Below are 23,661 nucleotides of genomic sequence, written 5' to 3'. Positions count from 1 at the left end.
GGGAGCTTTTTTCTAAATATTGCTTAATGGAATCAATTACCTTTTCAGGACTTTGCAACACTTCATCATTAGTATATCTCAGCACCGTATATCCCTGTGAATTTAAATATGCTGTCCTTTCTTCGTCTAAATGTTGTTGCTCTATGCTGTTATGATATCCTCCATCAACCTCAACAATCAATTTCTTCTCAAGGCAAATAAAATCTGGCATATAATTCAACACAAGATGTTGCCTACTGAATTTATATCCCGTCCTTTTACCTCTCAATAATTGCCACAAAATATTTTCAGCTTCGGTAGGTTGATGACGCATAAACTTTGCATTATCAATATTTGCCTGCCAGCTCAAAGCATCGGTTGTATGATAGCCGGGATATTTTTCTTTTACTTCAGTATCTAACTTTTCGGCTCCCTCTCCTTTGGAGAGGGTTGGGGTGAGGTGCTTTAATCTGGACAAACCCAGCTCCACCTGCACTCCCCTCTTCGTACCCAACAACTCGTGCCATTCATCAATTACAACTACCTGCAGCTGACTAAACAGTTTAGGATATTCCTTTTGGGCCAGCATGAGGTGAAGGCTTTCGGGCGTGGTAAGCAGTACTTCGGGCAGCTTTTTTTGAGGGCCTGTTTTTCGGCAGCAGGGGTATCCCCTGTGCGGGTAGCTATGCGCCATGGTAAGCCGATCTCATCGCAGGCTTCCTGCATGGCTTTGCGGATATCGTTGGTAAGCGCCCGTAATGGCGTTATCCAAAGCATCAGCAAACCATTATTTTGTTTTGTTTTATAGGTATCGGGATGTGTATTGATGAACCCTGCCAGAAAAGGCAGGAACAAAGCAAAGGTTTTACCGCTGCCCGTGGGAGCATTCAACAAGCCTGAATAGCCGCCAAGGTATGCCTCCATCATTTCGGCCTGGAAAGGGAACTGCTCCCAGTTTTTTTCCATGTACCATTGCTGTATAACCTGTTGGCCTTTGCTTATCATTATCCTGTTAACAAAATTTTTGTTGTTTGGTTATTGCACAAATAATCGAGCCAACAAAATAACTATTAAATTGGTTATGATAATATGACGATCAGAAATAGCTTAATAATCATTTCGATAGCCATCTGCCTTTTGGCCTGCGGCAACAATTCAAAAAAGAAACAACTTTAGCCGATACCAATCACGTACCCAGGGATACCACAGGCCAGCATTCAGGCAATAAAAACGATACCTCCGTCCACCATACCATGGCATCCGATACCAATACGGCCAACACCGTTCACTCTGACTGGCTGATAACTCCCGGCAAAAGCATCGGGCATATTATTTTAAATGATGATGTGCAAAATGTGATAAAGCAATTGGGCAAGCCTGATAGCTCCGACGCGGCCATGGGCAGTTCATTGATGGTCTGGTTTGCCAAACATGATATTACCCGTTATCGTACCGCAGTTTTTTCGCACCGCAACATGGGCGGTAAGGATGAATCAATAAGTCATATACAAAAGATCCTCATAACATCGCCGCGGTTTAAAACCGGTGAGGGCGTACGTGTAGGTTCAACCAAACAGGATGTTCAAAAATACTATGCATTAAAGCTAACCTCTACCTATACCAACAATGGCGGCAAGGTGCAGATTTACACCGATCCGGGTAAAGGGATTTCTTTTGAAATAGATAGCAGCGGCCGTTGCGTTGGCGTGGTAGTACATAAAGCCAATGATACTGCAGTGGCTTATTTGAATATGCATTGATTTTTTTCGACGTAGAAACATATAATTGCGTCCTGGGCATACAAATCACGATATTAAGTAAAGCCGCCTGTCCTGCGGGAGACGCATGTGATGCGTCTTTACAAATAAAGAAGGCCTTCCCGAAACGGAAAGACCTTCTTTATTATGATATCGACTATCCTTATTTCTTTTCGGGCATCAATATCAGTTTAATCAAATTTTTACCGCTCAGGTATTTATTGGCGGCATCTTTGGTGCTTTGAGGGGTTATTTGTTCAAGGCTGCTTACATGCCCCAGGATCTGATCAGGGTTTTCGCCGTTTTGCGATGTAGAGGCAAGATATCCTGCCCAAAAAACGTTTTGCTTTAGCTGCTGCTGCGTTGAACGGGCTTCTTCGGCAACAAATTTTTGGATATCTGCCGGTAAGGCGCCGTTCTGTTTAATTTTGGCTATCTCCTCCATGGTAGCATTGATCAGCTTATCCACATTTTCGGGTGCACAACCAAAAGATATGGTAAAAGTGTAACGCCCCCCGGAATTTTATGGTAGCCGGCCCTTACCCCGGGAGCATATACACCGCTTTCCTGCTCACGTAACCGTTCAATCAGTTTAATGTTCAGTACTTCTTCCAGCGCATCTACCTGTATATTGTTAGCTTCATTGTAATCATAATCGCCGCTAAAAACCAACTGTACTGTGCTTTTTTCACCTACCCCTTTATTCACCGTTTTGGTGATCAAACCAGCAGGCGGTTCAATATTCATGTTTTTATAAGTTTCCTTGCTGTTGGTTGAGGGCAAACCGCCAAGGTAATGCTCAAGGTATGGCTTAATTGTTTCTATGTTAAAATTACCCACCAGTGTAAAGGTAAAACCACTGGCGTCGGCAAACCGTTTTTTGTAAAAATCGTAAGCTTTATCAAGTGTTGCCGCATTTAACCTTGGTAAGGTAGTTACCATACCACGGAAATTATAGTTACTTAATACAGCCGATACCGTATCCTGGTAAACACTTCCGGGATCAAGCCCGCGGGTACTCAATATCGACCTGGTTTGATCGATGTTGGCATCCCAGATGTCTTTGTCTTTACGCGGCTGGGTAAAGTACAGGTAAATCAACTGAAGGGCTGTTTCAAAATCGGCTGGTGAGGTATTTCCTGAAATACCCTGTGCAAACTCACTGATATACGGCGAAATACTCAGGTTTTTGCCGGCCAGTTTTTTATCAAGCATGCCCTGGTTAAACTGCGCTATACCGCTACCGCTGATAATAGACGAGGCCAGGTTTGCCGACGTAAATTCATCGTCACTTGCCAGTGATGTACCGCCAAAAGCATAACCGTTTATCAGGATCTGATCGTTACGGTATTCAGTAGGTTTTAAGATCACTTTTAAACCATTGCCTAAAGTAAGCGTGGTTGTACCAAGGGCCTCATCTGTTTCTTCTTTAGCAACTTTAGTACCTTCAGGAACTTTGGCCAGCAGCGGGTCACTTGATACATTATCAATATAGGCAGTTACATTTTGGCCGCCTGTGGCAATCCAGTTCAGCAAGGTTTTTTCGTCGGGCAAATTAGCTTTTTCTTTATCCGGGGCCTGTACTACCACCACACGGTTTTGATCGCTGATAAATTTACCGGCCATAGCATTCATATCGGCCAGGCTTACTTTATAGATATTGCCTATATAAAAATTGTATTCATAGCTGATACCCGGGATGGCTTCGCCGGTTAAAAAGTTAGCCTGGTATTCACGTACAAAATTTGCCGAAGGGGTTTTATCCCTCTCCCGGTAAGCATTACCAATACCAACCAGCGCATCCTGCTTGGCGCGTTCCAGCTCGGTAAGGGTAAAACCAAATTTGCGGGCGCGTTCAGATTCAGCCACTACGGCTTTAACCGCTTTTTCAAGTTCGCCGGGCTTGGCGACAACCAGTGAAGTGTAAGCATCCTGGTCGCCAATAAAATTACCATAGCTGGTACGGCCATATAAAAACGGCGGATTAGGTTTTTGCAGCAACTCGTTTATGCGCGAATTAAGCATCTGGTTAAACAACTGCACCCTTACCTGCTGCATGTAATCGCCGGTAGTTTTAGTAACTGTGCCGGGATGTTTTACAATTATCTGTGCAACAGTGTATGGATACTCCGGATCCGTAACAATTTTTACCGCGGTACCCGGTGTTGCAGGTACGGAATATTTTGTCCTCGGCTTTTCGGCGGCCGGGTTTTTAAGCTGTGAAAAGTTTTGTTTAATGAGCGCCTCAACACGTTTTGGGTCAAAATCGCCCACGGCAACAACAGCCTGCAAATCGGGGCGATACCAATCCTGGTAAAAAGCTTTGATGGTTTCCGGCTTAAAGTTTTTCAGGATGTCTTCTTTACCTATAGGCAAGCGCAACGCGTACCTTGAGTTATTAAGCAGCACGGGCAATGTTTGTTGTTGTAAACGTTCCTGGGCATTTTTGCCACGAAGGCGCTCTTCTTCCAAAACAACGCCGCGTTCTTTATCAATTTCGGCAGGATCAAAACTTACATACCCGGCCCAGTTAGCCAGTATATTAAAGCCTTTTTCAAACACACTGACGGTATCGGTTGGCAGAGGTAATTGATATACGGTTTCGTTAAACGAAGTGTAAGCGTTTAAATCGGCGCCAAATTTTACGCCTGCTTTTTGCAGGTAGTCAACCATCTGATTTTTGGAAAATCGCGTGTACCGTTAAAAGCCATGTGCTCGGTAAAATGGGCCAGGCCCTGCTGATCGTCATTTTCCAAAACAGAACCGGCTTTATTAACCAGGTAAAGTTCGGCCCTGCTTTTAGGCTCAACATTGGCACGGATATAATAAGTTAAGCCGTTGGGTAATTTACCAATGATCACATCCTTGTCAACCGGTAATATATCGCTCTTGGCAGCAATGGCCTGGGTGCCGGGTTTATTTTTAGGCGACGGAACAGGTTTCTTTTTTACTTGTGCAAAAGCACTTCCGCCCGAAAGTGTTAAAGCCAATAGGGCCAGCGGAACGTATTTGTTCAGGTTCATTATAAAGTTTAAATAGTCAGGGTACTAAGATGCAAAACGAAAATCTTAGTTACAAAGTATTGTTATGAAAATTAATGTTTTGTAGCTGATTTTGAGGCCGGCTTTTTAGCCGGAGCGTGATTAGCCGGAGCCTGGTTAGAAGAACCAAAAGCATCCTGCATCATTTGTGTTAGCTCATCTTTATGTTCTGCAACGGCATTCTGGCCAACCATCATCCCCCTTTGCATTAACGCAGGCAATTTTGAGCTTACTTTTTGTCCTATCGGTGAGCTATAAAACACAGAAATCTGATTAAGCTCATCTTCAGTAAATTCTTCAGCATAAATAGCTGCCATCTTATCTTTAAGCAAATCCCAGGTAAAGTATTTGCTCATAAAGGTTTTCATCACATCAATGAATTTGGTACGCTGCTCTGCAGGCATTTGACTACTTGTGGAGCTAATGATATTATCCATCATTCCGCCAAACTGTTTATCTATACCAATAGAAATTAACAATTGCTCAGCGGCCTTTAAATGTGATTGGGTAATAGTTTGAGTGGTTGTTTGCGCTTTTAAGCTTGAAAAAGAAAACAGGATGATTCCTGTTAATGCGATAAGTTTAAGTTTTAGGTTCATATTAAATTTTGATAAAGATCTTTTTGATGTAGAGCACCCACATCACTACCCATAAAATGAGCACCGTAAATATAGCGCTAATCAGCGAAGCATTTACAGGTGAAAAATAAGGAGCAAAAAAAGTTTGATAAATAGATGAGCCGTTTATTTTAATCATCCCCATATAATGCGGAATAAAGCCCGACAGCACATAAGCTGTTATGGCATTTGCACCAAATACCACAAAGGGATAAGTAAAGCGTTTGTACCCTTGTACGTCAATAAGCCAGTAGCATAAAGCCAGCCCAATGGTTGCCAGGCCTCCGGTATAAAGCACAAAGGAACTTGTCCACAAGGCTTTGTTAATAGGAAAAAACAAATCCCAGAACAAGCCTGCTATAACCGCGATTATTCCGTAAACAAACATCCAGTTAGTTTTGATGTTGTCATCGCGGTCCCTACGTTTTAGCCAGCTGCCCACCCTAATGCCAAACAGGGCTGTGGCAACGGCGGGAATAGTTCCCAGCAAACCTTCCGGGTCCCAGGTATGCGATTCGCGCCAGAGGTGATCGGGCGTAAATACCAGCCTGTCTATCCAGGCTCCCATATTGGTTTCGGGTTCGAGATTGGCATAGCCTACACCCGGTACGGGGATAAAGGCCATGATGATAAAATAACCGATAAGTGCGATGGCAAAAATCCAATCGCGTGTTTTTTGCGATGTCTTGAGATAAAGCACCGTGCTGATGAAATATACCAGGGCTATGCGCGGCAACACACCTGGCAAACGTAAATGAGCCAGCCCGGTATCGGGGTGAAAGATTAGTTGAGTTATCCAGGGGATCAGCAGCAGGATCACGGTACGGCGCAGCGCCTTCAGGATGAGTTTACTATGCGATACCGTAGCCTTTTTACTTTCCATGGCATATATAACCGATACGCCAACCATAAACAAAAAGAAAGGGAAAACCAGGTCGGTAGGTGTACAACCGTTCCATTTAGAGTGTTCGAGCGGTGCATAGATATGCCCCCAATCACCGGGATCATTAACGAGGATCATCATGGCGATGGTAATGCCCCGGAACACATCAAGAGAAAAAAGGCGTTTTGGTTTTTCGGTTATAGTTGAGGTCATAGGCTACATTAAAGAAATTCCCTCCCAAGGGGGTGCGTTTGGAATGCGCATTGGCAGGGAGGGGTTTATACACCTTGTTAAAAACAGTGCTAATCGATGAAACCCCTCCCTACACCCTCCCAAGGGAGGGAATCGCACAAGGCCTCCAATTATTAACCCCATTGTCCGCGTCCACAGACAATAGGGTTCAATCCAAATCCTTAAAACATATATCGTTTAAACGCCTCCATAGCCTCATATTCAGCAAGGCCAAGGCGGTCATAGCGCTGGGCAGTGTCGCGGGTGCGGTCTTCTGCCCTTACCCAGAACTCCCTTGCATCATCACCAGGGAATACAGGTCTGTCCTTTTGCGACTGGTGTTTGAAGATCGCATTTCGCTTCCTGATCACCTCCTGTGGCGACAATGGTACTGCCATCTCTATCTCATGTGTTTCAAACTCATGCCATGCACCACGGTACATCCACAGCCAGCAATCTTCTACCCAGGCTTCTTTACCTTTTAACCTGTCCAGTGCAGCTAAGATGATCTTGAAGCATACCAGGTGCGTACCGTTAGGATCTGCAAAGTCACCTGCCGCGAAGATCTGCTGTGGTTTTACTTTTTGAAGCAGGTCGATGGTTAATTGAATATCGTCCTCACCTACCGAGTTCTTCTTCGTTTTACCGGTTTCGTAAAACGGTAGTGCCATGAAGTGGATATGATCATCCTGTAAGCCTGCGTATCTTGCGCCTGAAATCGCTTCCGTTTTCCGGATGAAGCCTTTTACGTTTCTGATTTCCTGGGTATCAATTTCGTTTGGTTGTTTGGTTGGGAAGAAGGCACGCATATCTTCATATGACTTTTGAAGATGAGCGGTGTCTTCGCCGATGCTCTTTGTGAAATCGATAGCAAACTCCATGTACCTTAGCACGTCATCATCCCATACCGCGGTATTACCCGAGGTTTGGTAAGCTACGTGTACATCATGCCCCTGGTCTACCAAACGGATAAATGTACCGCCCATCGAAATCACGTCATCATCCGGGTGTGGTGAAAAAATGATACTTCTCTTTTTAGCAGGCAGTGCCCTTTCCGGCCTTTGTGAATCATCCGCATTCGGTTTGCCACCCGGCCAGCCGGTGATGGTATGCTGAATCTGGTTAAAGATATCAATGTTGATATTGTATACTGGCCCCTGCTCTACTGCAAGTTGCGCCATGCCGTGGTTATTGTAATCTTCTTCCGTTAGTTTCAGTACCGGTTTGTTAACCTCATTGGCTAACCAGATCACAGCCTTTTTCTTTAACTGGTTATCCCACACGCAATCTTTTACCAGCCACGGGGTATCAAACCTGGTCAGTTCTGATGCAGCATCTGCATCCAGTACAAACTCTACATGTTGTGATAGTTGCAGGTAGGTTGCAGGTACTTCGCCCGAGATCTCTCCTTCTACCGCTTTCTTAATGATTGGAGCTTTCTTCTTGTTCCAGGCCATCAGGATGATTTCCCTGGCTTTGAAGATGGTACCGATCCCCATGGTAATGGCTTTGGTTGGCACATTCGCCTTACCACCAAAATCCCTTGAAGCATCACTCCTGGTCAGGTCGTCAAGCGTTACCATCCTGGTTCCTGAGTTTGGTGCAGAACCCGGCTCGTTGAAGCCGATGTGACCTGTACGACCGATACCCAGGATCTGAAGGTCTAATCCGCCAAGTTCTTCTATCTGCTTTTCGTAAGCCAGGCAGTAGCCTGCTACGGCTTCTTTATCCAGTGTACCATCCGGGATGTGCACATTGGCTTTATCTATATCAATATGGCTGAAAAGGTTTTCGTACATGAAGGTTACATAGCTTTGTGCTGCTGTGGGCTTCATGGGGTAGTACTCATCCAGGTTGAAAGTGATCACATTCTTAAAGCTCAAGCCTGCTTCTTTGTGCTGCCTTACCAGTTCGGCATAAACCCCTATCGGGGTTACACCGGTGGCAAGCCCTAATACCGCTTTTTCGCCTTTAGCTTGTTTCGCGCGGATCAGATCTGCTATCCGGTTCGCTACCGCTACCGAGGCTTCCTGCTGGTTGTTGTATACGCTTACCGGTAACTTCTCGTAACGTGTCTCTTCCAATAAATTTAATCGTGCCATGAATCTTAGGAAATGAAAATGAGGTTAGTTGTTGTAAACAAATATATCAGATATTTACATAGTGCCGTTATTATTTTAACTTTTGCGGTAGTGTCAACCCATCTAAATGGGGTTAACACGGGTTAACACATTTCAAACCTTTAAAATACAAAACATTAATAATCAACAATTTAAATACAGTCACGGGTTACTCTAAACTGATATTTTCGAGCAATTAACACATCCAAACGTTTGCACCTGTTATTGACAAAATCAGGTGCTGATGACACCTGCCCCGTTTAACCGGCATCAGGCCATAAGACAACTATCATTAAATACTAATAGTTTGCCAATATCATCATCTTATTTCGTTAGCTATTTTAACAACAAGTCATCGTCACTAAAATATTAAATGCATTGCCCCAACTTTTGCGGGTTGCCGTACAAATAGTAATTTAAGCCCATGATAGCATTGAACCATAACCTGCAGCACCTGTTTAGCATCGCTCAAAAACCATCAAAAATGGGTGTCGGCCTAATGTCTGGCACCTCATTGGATGGGCTCGACATTGCCCTGTGCAAATTTACTGGTAATGGTTTAAGCACTCATTTTGAGCTGGTACAATTTATCACAATCCCCTATCCAGATGACTTTAAGCTGCAAGTTCAGCAGGTATTTGCCCAGCGTAATGCAGATCTGGAAAAGGTAACTTTACTTAACGCTTATATCGGCAGCTATCACGCCAAACTGATATTGCAAGCACTTGGTCAATGGAACGTCGACCCACAGGAGGTTGATTTTATCGCCAGTCATGGTCAAACTATTTACCATGCCCCCCAGCGTTTACATCAGCATAAAAACTACTCTAACGCCACTCTGCAAATTGGCGACGGCGACCATATAGCCGTAAAAACCGGCATATTAACCATCAGCGATTTCAGACAAAAGCATATTGCTGCCGGGGGAGAGGGCGCTCCGCTGGCTTTATATGGTGATGTATTATTGGGCAATAAAACCAGCCAAAACCGGGTGCTGTTAAACATAGGAGGCATTGCTAATTTAACCTGGCTTCCCGGCGATGGTGATTTTAACCGCGTGCTCTGCACAGATATTGGCCCCGGCAATACACTCATCGATGCTGCCTGCCGAAAATATTTTGATAAGCCTTTTGATGAGGATTCAGCTATAGCTTACAGAGGGCAGGTAAATGATGATCTATTAACGGCGCTCCTCTCCCATCCATTTTTTGGTGAAAAAGCCCCTAAAACCACCGGACCAGAACTGTTCAACCTTGCCATGATTGCTGAAGCTCAGCAACGGTCAGGTACCGGGCAAATTAGTGGTGAAGACCTTATTTGTACCCTAAGCGCCTTCACCGCGGCATCCATAGCCGGTTTTGTTAAGGAAAATATCACAGGGGATCATGTTAAAATTTTTACCAGCGGCGGCGGGGCGCGAAATCCATTTGTTATTGGGGAATTAAAAAAACTATTGCCCCAAGCGACAATAGAAGATAGCAGTTTACTGGGGATCAACCCCGATGCCAAAGAAGCTATATTATTTGCTTTATTAGGTAATGAAGCCTTATGCGGTGAGCCGATCAGGATCGGAACGAACCCGGCGGTGTTAATGGGGAAATTCTGCTTCCCGGTTTAAACGGGAAGTTCAAATTGATTATTTCCTCGCAGAGGCGCATCACGCGCATCTCTACTTTTTCGTTATAAACGCCCCAAATAGCTTATCGCCCCATCTGCTGCTTCATGAACCTTCTGATCCGCTGCAACAAGGTACCCTTTCTGTTTGCCAGGAAATTTTTGATCGCCTTATAAGCCTCTTCATTCTCCTCTATGGTGTCGGGAAATTGCGTTACCTGTTTGCGTCCCATTTGCACATGGTACATATCCTCTTTATTGGAGTGTACGCCAGTACCATCATGGCCTATATTTTGAATAAGCGACTGCGACGGGTTCAGTGTCAACCCGTTTTTCAAAAAAATAGAGGCATACCAGCGAATGGCCCATGAATTATTTTTACCGGCCTTAAACTGCTCTATCTGCTTCCAGAAATTCATTTTGCCTTCTATCGAAAAGCGGGCTATTTTCAGCGTATCAAACTGAGCAATCAGCTTATCAACATCGGGTTCAAAGTTTTTCCAGGCGCGGGCCCAGGTTGCCCAGCCCCAGCTGGTGGCTGCACGATAAAAGAATGTTTCGGGCAGTTTCTTGTCATGCAGATTGTACATATAGGCGCCGATATGCATTACCTGTTCCTGGTTTGCATATTTTGTTAATGCGTCATTAAAATACTGCAAGGTATATGGCGAAGATAACAGATCGTCTTCAAAAACAATCACTTTGCCATATTCATACACCAACTGTGTTACCCCGCTGACGATGGATTCGGCCAGACCGAGATTATGATTACGCAAAATAATTTTTACCGATTTAAAACCGCTTACATCTTTTACCAGTTGCCTCACCTGTTCAACCTTTGGCTTATCGGCATCGGTTTTGGCTGCATCGCAAAAAATGTGCAGGCGCGACTCATCGGCCAGCAAATTTTGCTGCAAATAACTGATGGTACGGCGGGTATGGTCGGGCCGGTTATAAACAAAAAGAGCTATCGGGGCAAGATTTTGCATGGTATGATTTCAGCAGATCAGGTATTGCAATTTAAACGCCTTGCATTAAGCGGGGGCATTTAATTTGCAAGGCAAAATTATACCATAACCTTCCGATTGCAAACAAATAAAACAATTTGTTTTTATTCTGCCGATTTTACCGTAAATGTGGTACGACGGTTAAGTTGCCTGCCCTCGGGGTTATCTTTGCCATTTGGTAATTTGTTTGGGGCGATGGGCATTCTTTTGCCATAGCCGCGGGCTGTAATACGTGCAGACTTAATGCCTTGCAGTAACAGGTAATCAACACAAGCCTCGGCCCGGGCCTGCGACAACTTCATGTTCGCTGCGTCAGTGCCTATCCCATCGGTATGCGAGCCAAGCTCGATCTTAATTTTAGGGTTATCGTTCATGATGGCAACCAGTTTATCCAGCGTATCAAATGATTCGGACCGGAGATGGGCGTTACCAAAATCAAAATAAATATTCTCAATAGTTATCTGAACATTGATCTTATAATTCTGCAGGCAAATTTCGGGGTTAATGAGCGTATCAATACCCGGCTTTACTATCGGTGCAGGAATAACTTTGGTAAAGTACCCCTTTTGTGAAATCTCCAGCTTATACCTGGGCAGTTTTTCCTTTACCTGGAAAACATAATCGCCTTTGGCATCGGTTACCTTAACGGCCAAACCCATTTTCACATCGGGATCTTTAAGGATTACCCTTGCCCCTGCCATACCACCGTTAGTGCGGCAATCAATTACACGGCCACTGATATATAAAAACTTATACTGCCCGGTAAAAAGGCTTAAGCAGCAGTCAGAGCCGCGTGCCGAACTCAGGTAAAATTTATTTGGATTGGTTGGATCAAGGCTATAGTACAAGTCGTCTTTAGATGAGTTAACCGGGTAACCTAAATTAACCGGGACTGACCAACGACCAAAATCTCCTTCGCTGCGGTAAACATCAAAGCCGCCCATACCGGTAAAACCATTCGAGCTAAAAAACAACACTTTATCCGCCTGGTCATAATATGGCGACTGTTCATCATATGCTGTGTTTACTGCATCGCCCAGGTTACTTACAGTTTTCGGTTGCCCGGCATCATCAAGGTTACTTTCCCAAATATCGTCGCCGCCTTCGCCGCCGGGCCTGTCTGATGAGAAAAACAATCGCCGGCCATCAGCGCTAACAAAAGGGTGCTTGGAATTATAGCCTTCAGCATTAACAGTATTATTCAGCCTTACCGGCTGCTGCCATACACTGCTTACCAGTTGACTAAAATAAATGGCAGATACTGTTTTCCCGTTCTTTTTATACCAGCGGGTAAGGTACATCCTGGTGCCGGTACCATCAAGCGCAGGTGTAGCGTATTCAATTTGTCCTTCTTTATCAAACGCCTTAAAGTTTGTGGCAAGCGCTTTAGTTGAATCAAGGATGGCCGAACTGTAAACCCTGTTGGTATAAAACTTATCCTTATCAACCAGGCGCGATGAGGTAAACCAATACCTGCCCAGGTTAACGGTAAGGGCGTAGTCTCCCTGGTCTTTATTTAAAAACACCAAAGCTGATACATCAACGGCGCGTGGGTGTTCCAATTGCTTCAAGGCATATTCGCACGAGATTATTTCTTTTTTAGCGAGAGCGGCATACTGCGGATCGGGAGCGTTGCCTGCAAAATGCTTTAACTGGACCAATGCTTCATTATACTTCCCGTTTGCCTGCAGGCAGATGCCGTACCAAAGCGGTATTAACGGATATTGGCCAGCTGGTGCTTCCTTAGCCAATTGGGCATACCATATAGTAGCATCAGTATAGTCTTTATACAGACGATATGATTCGGCCAGGCGATAAATGATGTATTGATTAGTCTCAGCCTTTTTTGAACTGATTCTTTTTACTGCTGATGAACGCGGCACACTGCTTTTGGGCTCATCGGTTGTACCATCGGCAATATGCTTGTAATAATAGGCGGCAGTATAGTACTCATGCCTGTTAAAGGCAGTATCGGCCAGTGCCCTGTAGTTTTTCGCCTGTCCAAATGAAACCAACGGAAAAAACAATAGTAAGAAATAGGGTAATAGTTTTTTCATATTATATCCTTGGGCAAATTGGGGCCGGGGAATCAGTGTAGCGACTAAATATATAGCTTATTGATAGTTCAAAACCGCCGCGGCCTGATGTAACCGCGCGAAGCCCTGAAGTATTAAAATCATAACTGGCACCAATCACCATCCTGCGTATATGGTAACCAACATTGGCAATTGCAGCATCCTGTAAGCGGACCATACCACCGAGTACCAGTCCGTTATCATTGGCAAACTTAAGTTCAGAATATAATCCGAACGCTTTGATCTCACCTTTGCCTTGTTTAACGTAAACTGCGTTTGGGATCAGGTCAAAAAAATCAGACGCTTTTATACGCACACCGCCATGTGCTGTAAACCGCATAGGCAATTTACTGGCAATACCGCCCGCGGCAAAAGGGTCTGTTACATCATTGATATGGTTAATACTAAGTCCGCCAAACAAATTGGCTTTATTCATCGGGTCGGCATTGTAATAATAGATACCTGCGCCTGCATCAAATACCGTTTTTGACGAATAGCCAAAATTTTCGAAATTGGGCAAGGTAGGGTCGAAGCCGCTGTTCGGATCGTACTGGTTGTCAGACTGGAGTTTACCCGGATCAAAATTACGGCTGATAACTCCCGCCTGCAAGCCGAAATGCAGCCGCTGATTACCATCGCCCGACAGGGTTATGCCATAACCAAATGAACCATAAGCTGTAAAGTAATTATACCCGGCAGTGCCTGCTTTTTGATCAAGTATATTAAGGCCTAAGCCCACTTTATCGGTTGGTTTAAAATCGGCAGATACCCCTGCTGTGCGGTAGCCATTGCTGATGTTTGCCCACTGGTCCCTGTAGTTGGCAGATAAGCGTGTGTCGCCGTCAAAAACGCCTGTAAGCGCCGGGTTAAGCCAAAGCGGGTAAGCGTAGTATTGTGAAAAATGCGGATCAACCTGCGCCTTCACCTTTCCTGCAACTGCAAACTGCAGCGCTATCGTAATAATGAGTAGTAGTTTCTTCATCTTAATAGCGTAATTGTTCCTTTTTTATTCAATTGCGCCCCGTTATTCATTGTAGCTTTTAAATAGTATACATATACCCCTACAGGCATCAATGAGCCTTTATAATAACCATCCCATCCTTTGTTAACATCAGTTGATGTAAAAACCAATTGTCCCCATTGATCATACACATAAAAGGAAAGTGTTTTTATATTTTTTCCATGTGCATAAATAATGTCGTTATTTCCGTCGCCATTGGGGGTAAAGTTGTTGGCTACATATATTACATTGTTATTATCGATGGTGGCGGCAGTAACCGCGGCCGATGCCCCGCTAAGCGTACATGACGATGCTCCCAAAGCCTTCACTGTGATGGTAACAGACTCGTTTAGGCCAAGGCCTCCCACTTTATGCGTTAAACCGTTACTGCCCGAACTTGGCACTGTATAGGTTAAACCATTGTTGGTACTTACCAGGTAACTGGTAGCGCCGCTTATCGCGCTCCACTCAAAGGCTACGCTCGATGACGTAACTTCGCCAACAGTTACCACGGGTGCATCAAGCGGCTTGGTCATCTGTACCTGCACTGTGACTCTTCCGCCGCTGTTACACCCAGTGCTGTTGGTTGCTTCCAGGTAATAATGTTTTGCCGATGTTAAGTTAGCCGTAACATAGGTGTTGCCCTGGGCAAGCAGGTTTCCGCCGGTCGGCGCATCATACCATGAAATAACTGCCCCGCCTGATGCTGAAGCGGTTAATGTAGCACTGGTACCCGGGCAAACAGATGTTCCCGAACTGCTTACTGTAACCACCGGCAACGGAATGATAGCTATGCTAACTGTTCCCCGGGCCGAGGAACCGCACCCTGCAGCGTTGACAGCCTGTACATAATAGGTTGTTGCTGCTGTTACGTTGCTGATTGTATAACTGGTCCCTGTATGTAAAATGTTAGCTTCGGTGGCGCCGCCGTACCAGTTATAAACAACACCACTTTGCGCGTTTTGTATGGTAATTGTCGTTGTGGAGCCGGAGCAAACGCTAATAGTGCTTTGCGTAAATTGCGGTACCGCCGGTAATGGCGAAACAGTTACCTGTATTGTTGTTAAAGGACTGCTGCAGGTGCTATTAGATGCCTCAACATAATAACTTTTGCCTGCGTTTAATACAGGAGTAGTGTATGACGTACCTGTAGCAAGCACCGTGGTTTTAGCCGACAGATCATACCAGTTGTATGTAAATCCGGCCTGCGGCGAGGCAACCGTCAATGTAGCCGGGGTTCCCTGGCAAATGGTTATCGTTGACGCTGCAGGCGATGGAGGAGGTGGTGGTGTTGAAACCTTAATGAGCACCACATTACTAAGCGCCGGAGTTGTACATGCCCCGGAAGAAACCATACGGCGATAATAAGTATCATTGTTTAGCACCGGCGGGTCATAGTTTTTCGATACAGCACCCGAAATATCATTAAATGTTGCGTTATCTGTGGATGATTGCCATTGATATGAAAAAGTTCCATCGCCCCCTCCGGGCACACTACCCGTAATAGCCGCCGGATTGCCTGTTGAACAAAATTGGGTAACAGCTGGCGCTACTATTGTATTGTTATTGACTGCTGCTATCGGCCTTACGGTAACATCATAATAAGAATCATAATCCACTACGCCGGCGGTAGAGATCTTGCGGCGCAGGCTGTATACAATACTTGAAGCAGATGTATTTGTTAACGAAGATGTGATATAATCTTTTTGAGTATTTGCCGACGGTGCATTTACCCAGTTTCCGTTGTTATTTATTTGCCATAGATAACTGTCGGGCACAGGGTTTTTTATATCGCCGTTAAGTACAGCCGCAGCAGCGGAGCAAATGGTAATTGCCTGCAGGGGGGCGACCATAATATGGTATGGAGTAAACCTTGGTTCAACAGACCGCGGCTCCACGTTAACAGGCAATGGGGTTTCAAATGCCCGGCCAAACCCAGCGAACGGGAGAAAAGACAGGCAAAACATTGACCATAATACTATTTTATATAGAGGTGCAGGTTTAGGGCGCATAGTTTAAATTAACGGATAATGATAATAATTATCTTTCATATTACTAAATTTTCAAAATATTTTAATCATTAACGAAACGGTTTCAACGCCAACCAGCGCTGAGTTGACCCAATCAGTTATGTTAATTAATTATTTTATTGTTAATTCAGGTTTATCAATAACGTTATATTACAACGGTATCCTAAGCTCTTCTACGGTACAATTAATTATAATGTTCACATTATCAAAAAATTTCAAACTATGCTTTACTGCCATTGAAGCTATCACAAGTTTTTACCTTTTAAAGGAGAGGGCAAAGCCGTACCGGTTGAGTGCATGATGTGAAAAAACATGAATTATTAATAGCCCAATTTACAGGAAGCACATTGAATAAAGGCCTGATGAAGGGGGCGGCCTGCGGCACTAACGGTTTTATTTAATTAATCATAAAGGGTAAATGCAGCCCGGCAAATAACATAAACGGCAATAATATTGTGAACGGATGGCAATAAAACTTTATAAAGGCCTGGAATACTATAGCAATTAATACAACTTAACTCATACCTTTTTCAGGATGCGATCAAATACTATATTAATATCTTCTGAAATTTTTAAAATATATGCCAAAAACATATAAACTACGCCCACGATAACCGATCTGTAAATCATATCTGCGAATACATTCTTTAACGACGGAAGATAAAGCCCGATAAGCAGGCAAACCGTAAAAATCAGTAATATATAAACGTGCGCCATTGCAAGAGGCTGCAGGTTAAACTTAATTTTAACAAACAACCAATAAGCAAAGTTTAGTACAAACATGGTGATCAGGTATGACAAGGCGGCTCCCATCATGCCTAACATAGGTATCAGAACCAAATTTGACAGTACACAAAAAACCACCCCCGAAACAATAAAAACAGTGGTGAGCTTGTAATACTTAGATACATTCATGATATAGCCATTTAACCCTCCTGTCATATCAACCAGAAAGGCAACGCCCACTATAATAAATACATTAAAATAATTGGCGTACTCAGGTTTATGTAACAACATTATAATAAACGACCTGTTAATAACCAAGCCTATGAAAAGCAGGCAGCCGATAAGCATTTGTACTACTGATGTCTTGTAATAAATTTTACCAATCTTTGCCAGATCATTGGTAACCCATGACTGGGCTATGATCTGCAGTGAGGTGCGGCTCAATGCCTTTGCCGGTAAACTTATCACTACCGCAATGGCGAAAAACGTACCGTAAATACCTACATAACTAAATGACTCTTTGGTAAGCATGCTCAGCATCAGGGTATCAAGGTTCTGGATCATTACAAAGGAGCTGCCACTTAATACCGTAAAAACGCCATAACTAAAAAACGTTTTTCTTTCGCTCAGCAGCTGAGCACCAACAGTCGAAAACTTAAAGTGCCGGCCTTTTCTAATATAAGCAAGCAACACCAATACAGCCACCAGGTTAGCTGCTATATATATCATCAAAAAAACATGGTAATCAACCAGCTTAATAGCTATGAGCAAAACGCCCGCAGTTGTGAACAAACGTAATCCTACTTCGCGCAAAAAGGATGAAAGCACATTTTTAAATACCGTAAGCGCCAGGTTTTCCAGAACAGAAAATACCAGCGTAAAAAATGACAACGGAATAAGGTAATAGAAATACCTGATCAGTAACGGAGCTCCATTCTTATTCTTATAGTAACTAATAATAAAATCCTTAAAAACCACAAAAAGCACCGTGAAGATCGCAAAACCTATCAGGCTCCAAACAGTTACAAAAGATGCGAAACCGCTATGTTTTTTATCGTCGCTGCGATAGTAAGGGAAATATTTAAGAATGATATTACCAATACCTAACCCTGCAAACTGTGCATAAAGCAGCGATATGGTTCCCATTAAAATAAAAAAACCGATCTCTTCTGTGATAAGGATACGCTGAAAAAGAATGATAAGGTTAAAAAAACCTAAAGCAACTCCCGCATACAATATGAGGCTGTTAAAAAATCCCTGCTTTTGTAAAAGATTCATTTAATTTTATTGTTGCTTATACTACTTTGGATAATATGATCAAGCAAAGCGATGCGCATATGAATATCATAATTATTAATCATGTGGTTCCGCGCCGCTTTACCCATTTGCACGGATAATTCAACCGATTCTGCAAGGGTGCTCATTCTTTCGGCCATTCCGGTTATATTGTATTCATCAACCAAAAAGCCAGTCTCGCCATCAATAACAGCTTCCTTAATTCCCGAATGGCGGGTTGAAATTACCGGCAAACCTGATGATGATGCTTCGAGCACGGTAACCGGTGTACCTTCTTTGTCGCCATTGGCCGCTGTAACCGAGTGTTGTACAAATGCCCGCATGGTTTTCATTAACGTGCGTATTTCTTCAGGCTTTAATACCCCGGTAAGCGTAACCTGCTCATTAAGCCCAAGGTCGGCAATCAGCTCCCGGGTTTCATCAAACAGCGGTCCGCCCCCAACCATCCACAGCCTGGCATCGGGGTGTTTTTCCTGTAAAATTTTAAAGGCCTTAACTAAGGATTGAGGAGATTTCTTTTCAACAAAACGCCCTACGAATAAAAAATCTTTAGCGGAGGCTGATGTATCAAGTAAAGGGAAAGCAGCAGTATCCACTCCGCATGAAGCGGTAAACACTTTATCGGCAGGAGCGCCCATTTCTTTCAAAGTAGCAGCCATATCTATCGATACAGCAATAAAGGCACTCGCGTACTTAAATGCATCCTGGTAAAGTTCGGCATACTCAGCAACTGTATCGCGATGATAAACATCGGCTCCATGAAAATGAATAATCAGGGGAACTCCGGCTAATTTACAGGCTTCAGTAACAGATGCACCAACCATGCCATATTCAGCAAATACAGCATCTATTTTATGCTCTTTTAAATATTTATACAAGGCACAGGTACGTACCTTAATATTTTTCCTCTTAAAGATTCTTTTTTGGATGAGATAACTTAGCAGGCCCAGTTTTGAGCGGATCAGGGTTTTGCCTTCATGATCAAATACAGGAAAGGCGCCGCCGTATAAAACTTTTTTATTACCAGCCAGGCCATCAATATGCGCTTGTATAAAGGTCTCGGAAAAAGCAGACTTATTGGGCTTTATGATGCATAAATTATACGCCTGGCTCATTTCAACCTAACTTTTTACGGACATAATACCGGCGGAAGAAACTGCCCATTTTATACACCGCCTTATTAAAGATCCTTCGGCTGCGTTGTGACGCGGTTACCGGTTTTGGATGAAAGAACGCGGCTTCGAAATCGTCATTTTTTTCCAATACGATGTGTGCATAATCGCCTACGTTCCACACGTTTTTGAGTTCATACAGGATCACTTCGGTACCGGTATCTGCAGCCAATTTACCAATAACCTCAAAAGATATATGCTCATCAACAGGCTGCATGGTTTCAGGCTTATTAACTAATGACCATTTTAGGTTAGCCGGTGTAGGGACTGTTAAAATAATACGGCCTTTATTGCGTAATATTTTTGCCAGTGCGGCATGAACAGCAGGCCTGTCTGTAACAGCTATATGTTCATACACATCCATAAAAACAATCAGATCAAACTGCTCATTAAAGGTATCGGGGGTAAGGATGCTTTCCTTAAAATTGAGCTTGCTGTCACCAAAAAGCTTTTGAGCAATCTGAATAGACATTGTGCTGATATCAATTCCAGTAATAACGGCATCGGGCCAGTATTTACGCATCCGCGAACATATATTGCCCATACCACAACCTACTTCCAAAATGCGGACCGGTGCTGAAGGCGTAAAACGCTTAATAGTTTCCCACCCAAACTCAATACGAGGGTTCACTACTATGTAATCATTAAGCTTGTTTTTGACGTGCTCATCATAATAAGACACAACGTTTTCGCGGTTCGGATTTTCAGTCATTACAGAGGATATAAAGCTATGCTTTGCAGGTACAAAGTTAATAAATAATATTAAAGGGGTTTTTGGGCAACAATTATACAGATAGCGCAGCCACGCTGTACCTGCGTTTTATCTTAACAAAGGTGTATAATCGGTCGTAGCATTTCATGCGGCTAAATTAACAGTTTTATTGTAGTTTTTCACGAGTAGGCTTTAAAGTGAAACAGGTTCTTCCAAAAGGAAAAACCTGTTTCACTTTATTAATATGGTCGGAATTAATGTATTGCAGTATACAGTTTTTTAATTTCTTTGTCCGAAAGCACCCTGTCATACAAACGCATATCGTCCAAAGCGCCTTTCAGGAAGTATCCGGGAGAGGGTACATCAGGATTATCTTTACCAATGTAAGCGTCTGCGCCTATCGTGATATTTGGAGAAGCAAACCCGTCAAATGTACTATCTTTTACACCGTCAATATAAAGCGATAGGGTGTGAGTAGTATAATTATACACCGAGGTTACCATATGCCAGTTATTCAAAGCAACAGCTCCACTGGTAAGTACTGTTAAAGGACTGGCTCCTTCGTTAAAAGTAACCAATCCCAAACCACCCTGCCCGGTAGATACAAAGTCATACCCGGAGATAGAAAGATTCCATCCATTACCTAACCCTGGCAATCTTTTAGCTATTATCTGTGAAGCAAATGAATTATTATATGCATCAAGCTTCACCCAGGTAGTAATTGTAAAATCTGTATGAGATAGCCTGAGTGTTTGTTTGTCTTTGACAACGATGTAGCTGTTAAATCCATTAAAATAGTAAGCACTATTAGCATTCCCAAATCTATCAGCAACCTGTGTTAAATTATATCCGGAGCCATTGTTACCGTTGCCAGACACGTCAGATGTATTGGCGCCAAAAGGGTAATAAGCTATAAGGCCAACCTTAAGGCTGTCTTTAACGGTTACGATACAGCTTATTGATTTTGTTTTTTCAGCATTGCTCACCGAAACTTTTGCATTTCCTTCACCTTTGGCTTCGATACGGCCTAGTTTGCTAACAGTTATAATTGAGGTATCTGATGACAACCAAACCAACTTCGTTGTGTCAAAATTTATAGGCCGAACCTTTACGTCCAATTGTACTGCCTGCCCGGTATACATGGTAAGCGTATCCCGCAATGAAATTTCACTAAGAGTTTTTGTACTGTCGGTTACCGGTTTAGGTTGGTCTGCAATTTTGGTACAAGACGTGTGTGCAAACGCATATAATGCTACCAGCAACGACAAAGGATAAAATTTCTTCATATGATAAGGTAATGGTTGTTAGGCGCAAATATAATAAGTTCATCTCAGTTACAAAAATTTCCACTGTCACCTCATCGCATTTTATAATAAATTAGTGTTAAAGTCGCATATTTTGCCGAAATTAATTATCCTTTATAATGGTTTTCATTGCTGCCTTTTTCTTAGCAGCTGTTTTTGTAGTCACCAGCACAACACCATTTACGGCCCTCTCGCCATAAATAGCCACAGTATTTTTATCTTTTAACACACTTATCCGTTCGATATCGTTCGGATTAATTTTACTTAACGATGTACCCTGGGCCAGGGCTATCCCATCTATAATAATTAAAGGCGCTGATTTACCGCTATACTTGTCACTAACTATCACATGCTGCCTGGTGGTATCAACAACCAAACCGCCATATATTGGCCTGTCTTCGCCCGACGGATTTACAACATCCCCGGTTTTATTTTCGCCTGGCTTTGCAGATTTATCATCGGCCAGTGTAAAGCTTATCGGCACAGAATACTGTACTTTCACCGGCTTGCCATTCTGAATTCCAGGTTTCCAGGCCGGCGATATACTAAGCACTCTTAAAGCTTCCTCGTCGCAACCTGAGCCTATCCCTCTTACAACCTTCATGTTTGATAACGACCCATCTTTTTCAACAACAAAAGTTATGATCACCCTGCCCTGAACATTATTATCACGGGCGGTTTTGGGATACCTCAGGTTAGTCATCAGGAACTTTCCAAACGCTTCCAACCCACCTTTAAACTCAGGCACCTGCTCAACTGAGGTAAATACCGGATCAGAACCTGATTGAGCCGAAGCTATTGAGAATGTTACAGGTGCAGTAGTCTTTGTAGTATCATCGCTGGGAGCAAGTGTAAAACTGATAGGCACTGAATATTGAGTCCTTACCGTACGATTTCCCTGCATACCGGGCTTCCAGTTAGGCGATAGTTTTATCACCCTTAATGCTTCGTTATTCAGATCATCCGTAATACCCTTTACAATCCTTTCATTTGAAAGCGTGCCATCCTTTTCAACAACAAAGGTTATGATCACCCTTCCCTGGATCTTTTGTTCACGGGCTGTTGCAGGGTATTTTATATTGGTAGATAAAAATTTACCAAAAGCCCCCAGCCCGCCCGGAAACTCGGGCAAACGGGCAACCGCAGTATATACCGGTGAGGTATCAGCTGCTATAACCGGCCTTTCAAGTTTAAGAGGCTCATCAATAGTAATCTCCGCCACTTTACTGGCCGGCGTCGAGAAAACTTTATCGGCCTTAGTGTTGATGACCGTAATGGTATCACTATTATTAATTGTAGCTGATGACAGTACCATCATCAAAATAAACAGAGGGGCCGACAGTCCGTATTTAATAAGCGTTATGCGGTGCGATTTATTTTTTTGCAACATGATAATACGTTCTTTCAACAAACTTTTGTTAAAAAATGAATTAACCAAGTTGTGTGAAGGCGTATTAAATGTTTGGCTTAAAAGCAGCATGGCATAATCGGCCTTATCCGTACCAGCTTCAACAGCATGCCTGTCGGCTATAAACTCGTGAATATGCTTGATCGCCCGACGATAGAAATACACAATCGGGTTAAACCAGTTAATGATCATCACCAGTTCAACCAGCAACACATCGGCCGAATGCCATTGTTTGGCATGTACATCCTCATGCGTGGCAATTGCTTCATTGGCCTCCCCATCGGCATTTAATTTCACGGTTTTGAAAAAGGAATAGGATACCTGTGATTGCGGCTGACTAATCACCTTTTTTAGCTTAAACAACTGCCAGATCAATCTGAGCGATAAAAAAACGATACCCGCTGCATATATAATAAACAGCACCTCCCCTATACTAATAGGCGATTCTTCAATAGGTTTAAAGTGATAAACCAATACCGGGCTACTGTACAGGGTATACTTTACCTGCTGGGTAATAAATAGATTTTGCACCCAATCGGCCTGGATAACGGGTATCATAAATGATAGTAAAGCGGCACTTACCAGGTAAAGCCTGTTAAGCTGAAAAAGGTTTCTTTGCGAAGCAAAAGCACATAAAACCCGTAAAACAGCAACAGGTATATGTTTACCAGTAATAAATATTGCCACCA

The 23,661-nt window shown here is 43.3% G+C and carries 16 protein-coding genes and 2 pseudogenes; 2 read left to right on the top strand and 16 right to left on the bottom strand.

The annotated features are described in order from the left end of the window. Nucleotides 1-25: 25 nt before the first annotated feature. Nucleotides 26-903 (bottom strand): annotated as a pseudogene (locus tag ACQ86K_RS00365) (DUF559 domain-containing protein); the annotation flags it as partial. A gap of 329 nt (nucleotides 904-1,232) precedes the next feature. On the opposite strand from ACQ86K_RS00365, the gene ACQ86K_RS00360 reads away from it, so the two are divergent. Then, nucleotides 1,233-1,739 (top strand): hypothetical protein, encoded by a 507-nt coding sequence (locus ACQ86K_RS00360; protein WP_431199537.1) that lies wholly within the window; start codon nucleotides 1,233-1,235, stop codon nucleotides 1,737-1,739. Nucleotides 1,740-1,899: 160 nt separating this feature from the next. Here ACQ86K_RS00360 and ACQ86K_RS00355 read toward each other — a convergent pair whose 3' ends face one another. From ACQ86K_RS00355 to nagB, 6 genes and pseudogenes are all read right to left on the bottom strand, one after another. Then, on the bottom strand, nucleotides 1,900-2,205 hold the full coding sequence (locus ACQ86K_RS00355; protein ID WP_431199536.1) for a hypothetical protein: 306 nt from the start codon (nucleotides 2,203-2,205) through the stop codon (nucleotides 1,900-1,902). Continuing rightward, nucleotides 2,193-2,678, bottom strand: coding sequence for an insulinase family protein (locus ACQ86K_RS00350; protein WP_431200763.1), 486 nt, complete (start codon nucleotides 2,676-2,678; stop codon nucleotides 2,193-2,195). The genes ACQ86K_RS00355 and ACQ86K_RS00350 overlap by 13 nt, the downstream gene beginning before the upstream one ends. A 921-nt stretch (nucleotides 2,679-3,599) precedes the next feature. Further along, nucleotides 3,600-4,759: pseudogene (locus tag ACQ86K_RS00345) on the bottom strand (M16 family metallopeptidase); the annotation flags it as partial. 71 nt (nucleotides 4,760-4,830) lie between these two features. Further along, complete coding sequence (locus ACQ86K_RS00340) at nucleotides 4,831-5,376, bottom strand: DUF2059 domain-containing protein (protein ID WP_091173110.1); 546 nt, start codon at nucleotides 5,374-5,376, stop codon at nucleotides 4,831-4,833. 1 nt (nucleotide 5,377) lies between these two features. Then, complete coding sequence (locus ACQ86K_RS00335; protein ID WP_091173112.1) at nucleotides 5,378-6,490, bottom strand: acyltransferase family protein; 1,113 nt, start codon at nucleotides 6,488-6,490, stop codon at nucleotides 5,378-5,380. Nucleotides 6,491-6,690: 200 nt separating this feature from the next. Next, nucleotides 6,691-8,610: a glucosamine-6-phosphate deaminase gene (gene nagB, locus ACQ86K_RS00330; RefSeq protein WP_431199535.1), complete on the bottom strand. Its 1,920-nt coding sequence runs from the start codon at nucleotides 8,608-8,610 to the stop codon at nucleotides 6,691-6,693. A 442-nt stretch (nucleotides 8,611-9,052) separates the two neighbouring features. Here nagB and ACQ86K_RS00325 point away from each other — a divergent pair, with 442 nt between their 5' ends. Beyond that, on the top strand, nucleotides 9,053-10,246 hold the full coding sequence (locus ACQ86K_RS00325; RefSeq protein WP_256337565.1) for an anhydro-N-acetylmuramic acid kinase: 1,194 nt from the start codon (nucleotides 9,053-9,055) through the stop codon (nucleotides 10,244-10,246). Between the two features lie 82 nt (nucleotides 10,247-10,328). Here the strand turns inward: ACQ86K_RS00325 and ACQ86K_RS00320 are convergent, their stop codons facing one another. From ACQ86K_RS00320 to ACQ86K_RS00280, 9 genes are all read right to left on the bottom strand, one after another. Continuing rightward, nucleotides 10,329-11,231: a glycosyltransferase family A protein gene (locus ACQ86K_RS00320; protein WP_091175620.1), complete on the bottom strand. Its 903-nt coding sequence runs from the start codon at nucleotides 11,229-11,231 to the stop codon at nucleotides 10,329-10,331. A 122-nt stretch (nucleotides 11,232-11,353) separates the two neighbouring features. After that, nucleotides 11,354-13,306 (bottom strand): OmpA family protein, encoded by a 1,953-nt coding sequence (locus tag ACQ86K_RS00315; protein ID WP_091175623.1) that lies wholly within the window; start codon nucleotides 13,304-13,306, stop codon nucleotides 11,354-11,356. 1 nt (nucleotide 13,307) lies between these two features. Further along, nucleotides 13,308-14,306 carry a PorP/SprF family type IX secretion system membrane protein gene (locus ACQ86K_RS00310; RefSeq protein WP_091175626.1) on the bottom strand — a complete coding sequence of 333 codons (999 nt, stop codon included), beginning with the start codon at nucleotides 14,304-14,306 and terminating at the stop codon, nucleotides 13,308-13,310. Next, nucleotides 14,303-16,177, bottom strand: a complete 1,875-nt coding sequence (locus ACQ86K_RS00305; RefSeq protein WP_431199534.1) for a gliding motility-associated C-terminal domain-containing protein — start codon at nucleotides 16,175-16,177, stop codon at nucleotides 14,303-14,305. The genes ACQ86K_RS00310 and ACQ86K_RS00305 overlap by 4 nt, the downstream gene beginning before the upstream one ends. Nucleotides 16,178-16,873: 696 nt before the next feature. After that, complete coding sequence (locus ACQ86K_RS00300) at nucleotides 16,874-18,358, bottom strand: polysaccharide biosynthesis C-terminal domain-containing protein (RefSeq protein ID WP_091175631.1); 1,485 nt, start codon at nucleotides 18,356-18,358, stop codon at nucleotides 16,874-16,876. Continuing rightward, the gene (locus tag ACQ86K_RS00295; protein WP_091175633.1) at nucleotides 18,355-19,491 is read right to left on the bottom strand and encodes a glycosyltransferase; all 1,137 of its coding nucleotides are present in this window, start codon (nucleotides 19,489-19,491) and stop codon (nucleotides 18,355-18,357) included. The genes ACQ86K_RS00300 and ACQ86K_RS00295 overlap by 4 nt, the downstream gene beginning before the upstream one ends. 1 nt (nucleotide 19,492) lies before the next feature. After that, on the bottom strand, nucleotides 19,493-20,260 hold the full coding sequence (locus tag ACQ86K_RS00290; protein ID WP_091175636.1) for a class I SAM-dependent methyltransferase: 768 nt from the start codon (nucleotides 20,258-20,260) through the stop codon (nucleotides 19,493-19,495). 254 nt (nucleotides 20,261-20,514) lie between these two features. After that, nucleotides 20,515-21,546: a LamG-like jellyroll fold domain-containing protein gene (locus ACQ86K_RS00285; RefSeq protein ID WP_091175638.1), complete on the bottom strand. Its 1,032-nt coding sequence runs from the start codon at nucleotides 21,544-21,546 to the stop codon at nucleotides 20,515-20,517. A 121-nt stretch (nucleotides 21,547-21,667) separates the two neighbouring features. After that, nucleotides 21,668-23,659 carry a TonB family protein gene (locus ACQ86K_RS00280; protein WP_431199533.1) on the bottom strand — a complete coding sequence of 664 codons (1,992 nt, stop codon included), beginning with the start codon at nucleotides 23,657-23,659 and terminating at the stop codon, nucleotides 21,668-21,670. Between the last annotated feature and the right edge of the window lie 2 nt (nucleotides 23,660-23,661).

The organism is Mucilaginibacter sp. P19 (genome assembly GCF_050632265.1).
Classification (GTDB): Bacteria; Bacteroidota; Bacteroidia; order Sphingobacteriales; family Sphingobacteriaceae; genus Mucilaginibacter; species Mucilaginibacter gossypii.
Note: the sequence above shows the minus strand (reverse complement) of the source record. Positions and strands in the feature narration are given on the sequence as shown.

Bases quoted from the DNA above. Each gene is read 5' to 3' on its own strand.
- ACQ86K_RS00360 (WP_431199537.1), top strand. From the start codon at position 1,233: ATGGCATCCGATACCAATACGGCCAACACCGTTCACTCTGACTGGCTG.
- ACQ86K_RS00295 (WP_091175633.1), bottom strand. From the start codon at position 19,491: ATGAGCCAGGCGTATAATTTATGCATCATAAAGCCCAATAAGTCTGCT.
- ACQ86K_RS00340 (WP_091173110.1), bottom strand. From the start codon at position 5,376: ATGAACCTAAAACTTAAACTTATCGCATTAACAGGAATCATCCTGTTT.
- ACQ86K_RS00335 (WP_091173112.1), bottom strand. From the start codon at position 6,490: ATGACCTCAACTATAACCGAAAAACCAAAACGCCTTTTTTCTCTTGAT.
- ACQ86K_RS00325 (WP_256337565.1), top strand. From the start codon at position 9,053: ATGATAGCATTGAACCATAACCTGCAGCACCTGTTTAGCATCGCTCAA.
- ACQ86K_RS00310 (WP_091175626.1), bottom strand. From the start codon at position 14,306: ATGAAGAAACTACTACTCATTATTACGATAGCGCTGCAGTTTGCAGTT.
- ACQ86K_RS00350 (WP_431200763.1), bottom strand. From the start codon at position 2,678: ATGGTAACTACCTTACCAAGGTTAAATGCGGCAACACTTGATAAAGCT.
- ACQ86K_RS00315 (WP_091175623.1), bottom strand. From the start codon at position 13,306: ATGAAAAAACTATTACCCTATTTCTTACTATTGTTTTTTCCGTTGGTT.
- ACQ86K_RS00290 (WP_091175636.1), bottom strand. From the start codon at position 20,260: ATGACTGAAAATCCGAACCGCGAAAACGTTGTGTCTTATTATGATGAG.
- ACQ86K_RS00320 (WP_091175620.1), bottom strand. From the start codon at position 11,231: ATGCAAAATCTTGCCCCGATAGCTCTTTTTGTTTATAACCGGCCCGAC.
- nagB (WP_431199535.1), bottom strand. From the start codon at position 8,610: ATGGCACGATTAAATTTATTGGAAGAGACACGTTACGAGAAGTTACCG.
- ACQ86K_RS00300 (WP_091175631.1), bottom strand. From the start codon at position 18,358: ATGAATCTTTTACAAAAGCAGGGATTTTTTAACAGCCTCATATTGTAT.
- ACQ86K_RS00305 (WP_431199534.1), bottom strand. From the start codon at position 16,177: ATGGTCGCCCCCCTGCAGGCAATTACCATTTGCTCCGCTGCTGCGGCT.
- ACQ86K_RS00285 (WP_091175638.1), bottom strand. From the start codon at position 21,546: ATGAAGAAATTTTATCCTTTGTCGTTGCTGGTAGCATTATATGCGTTT.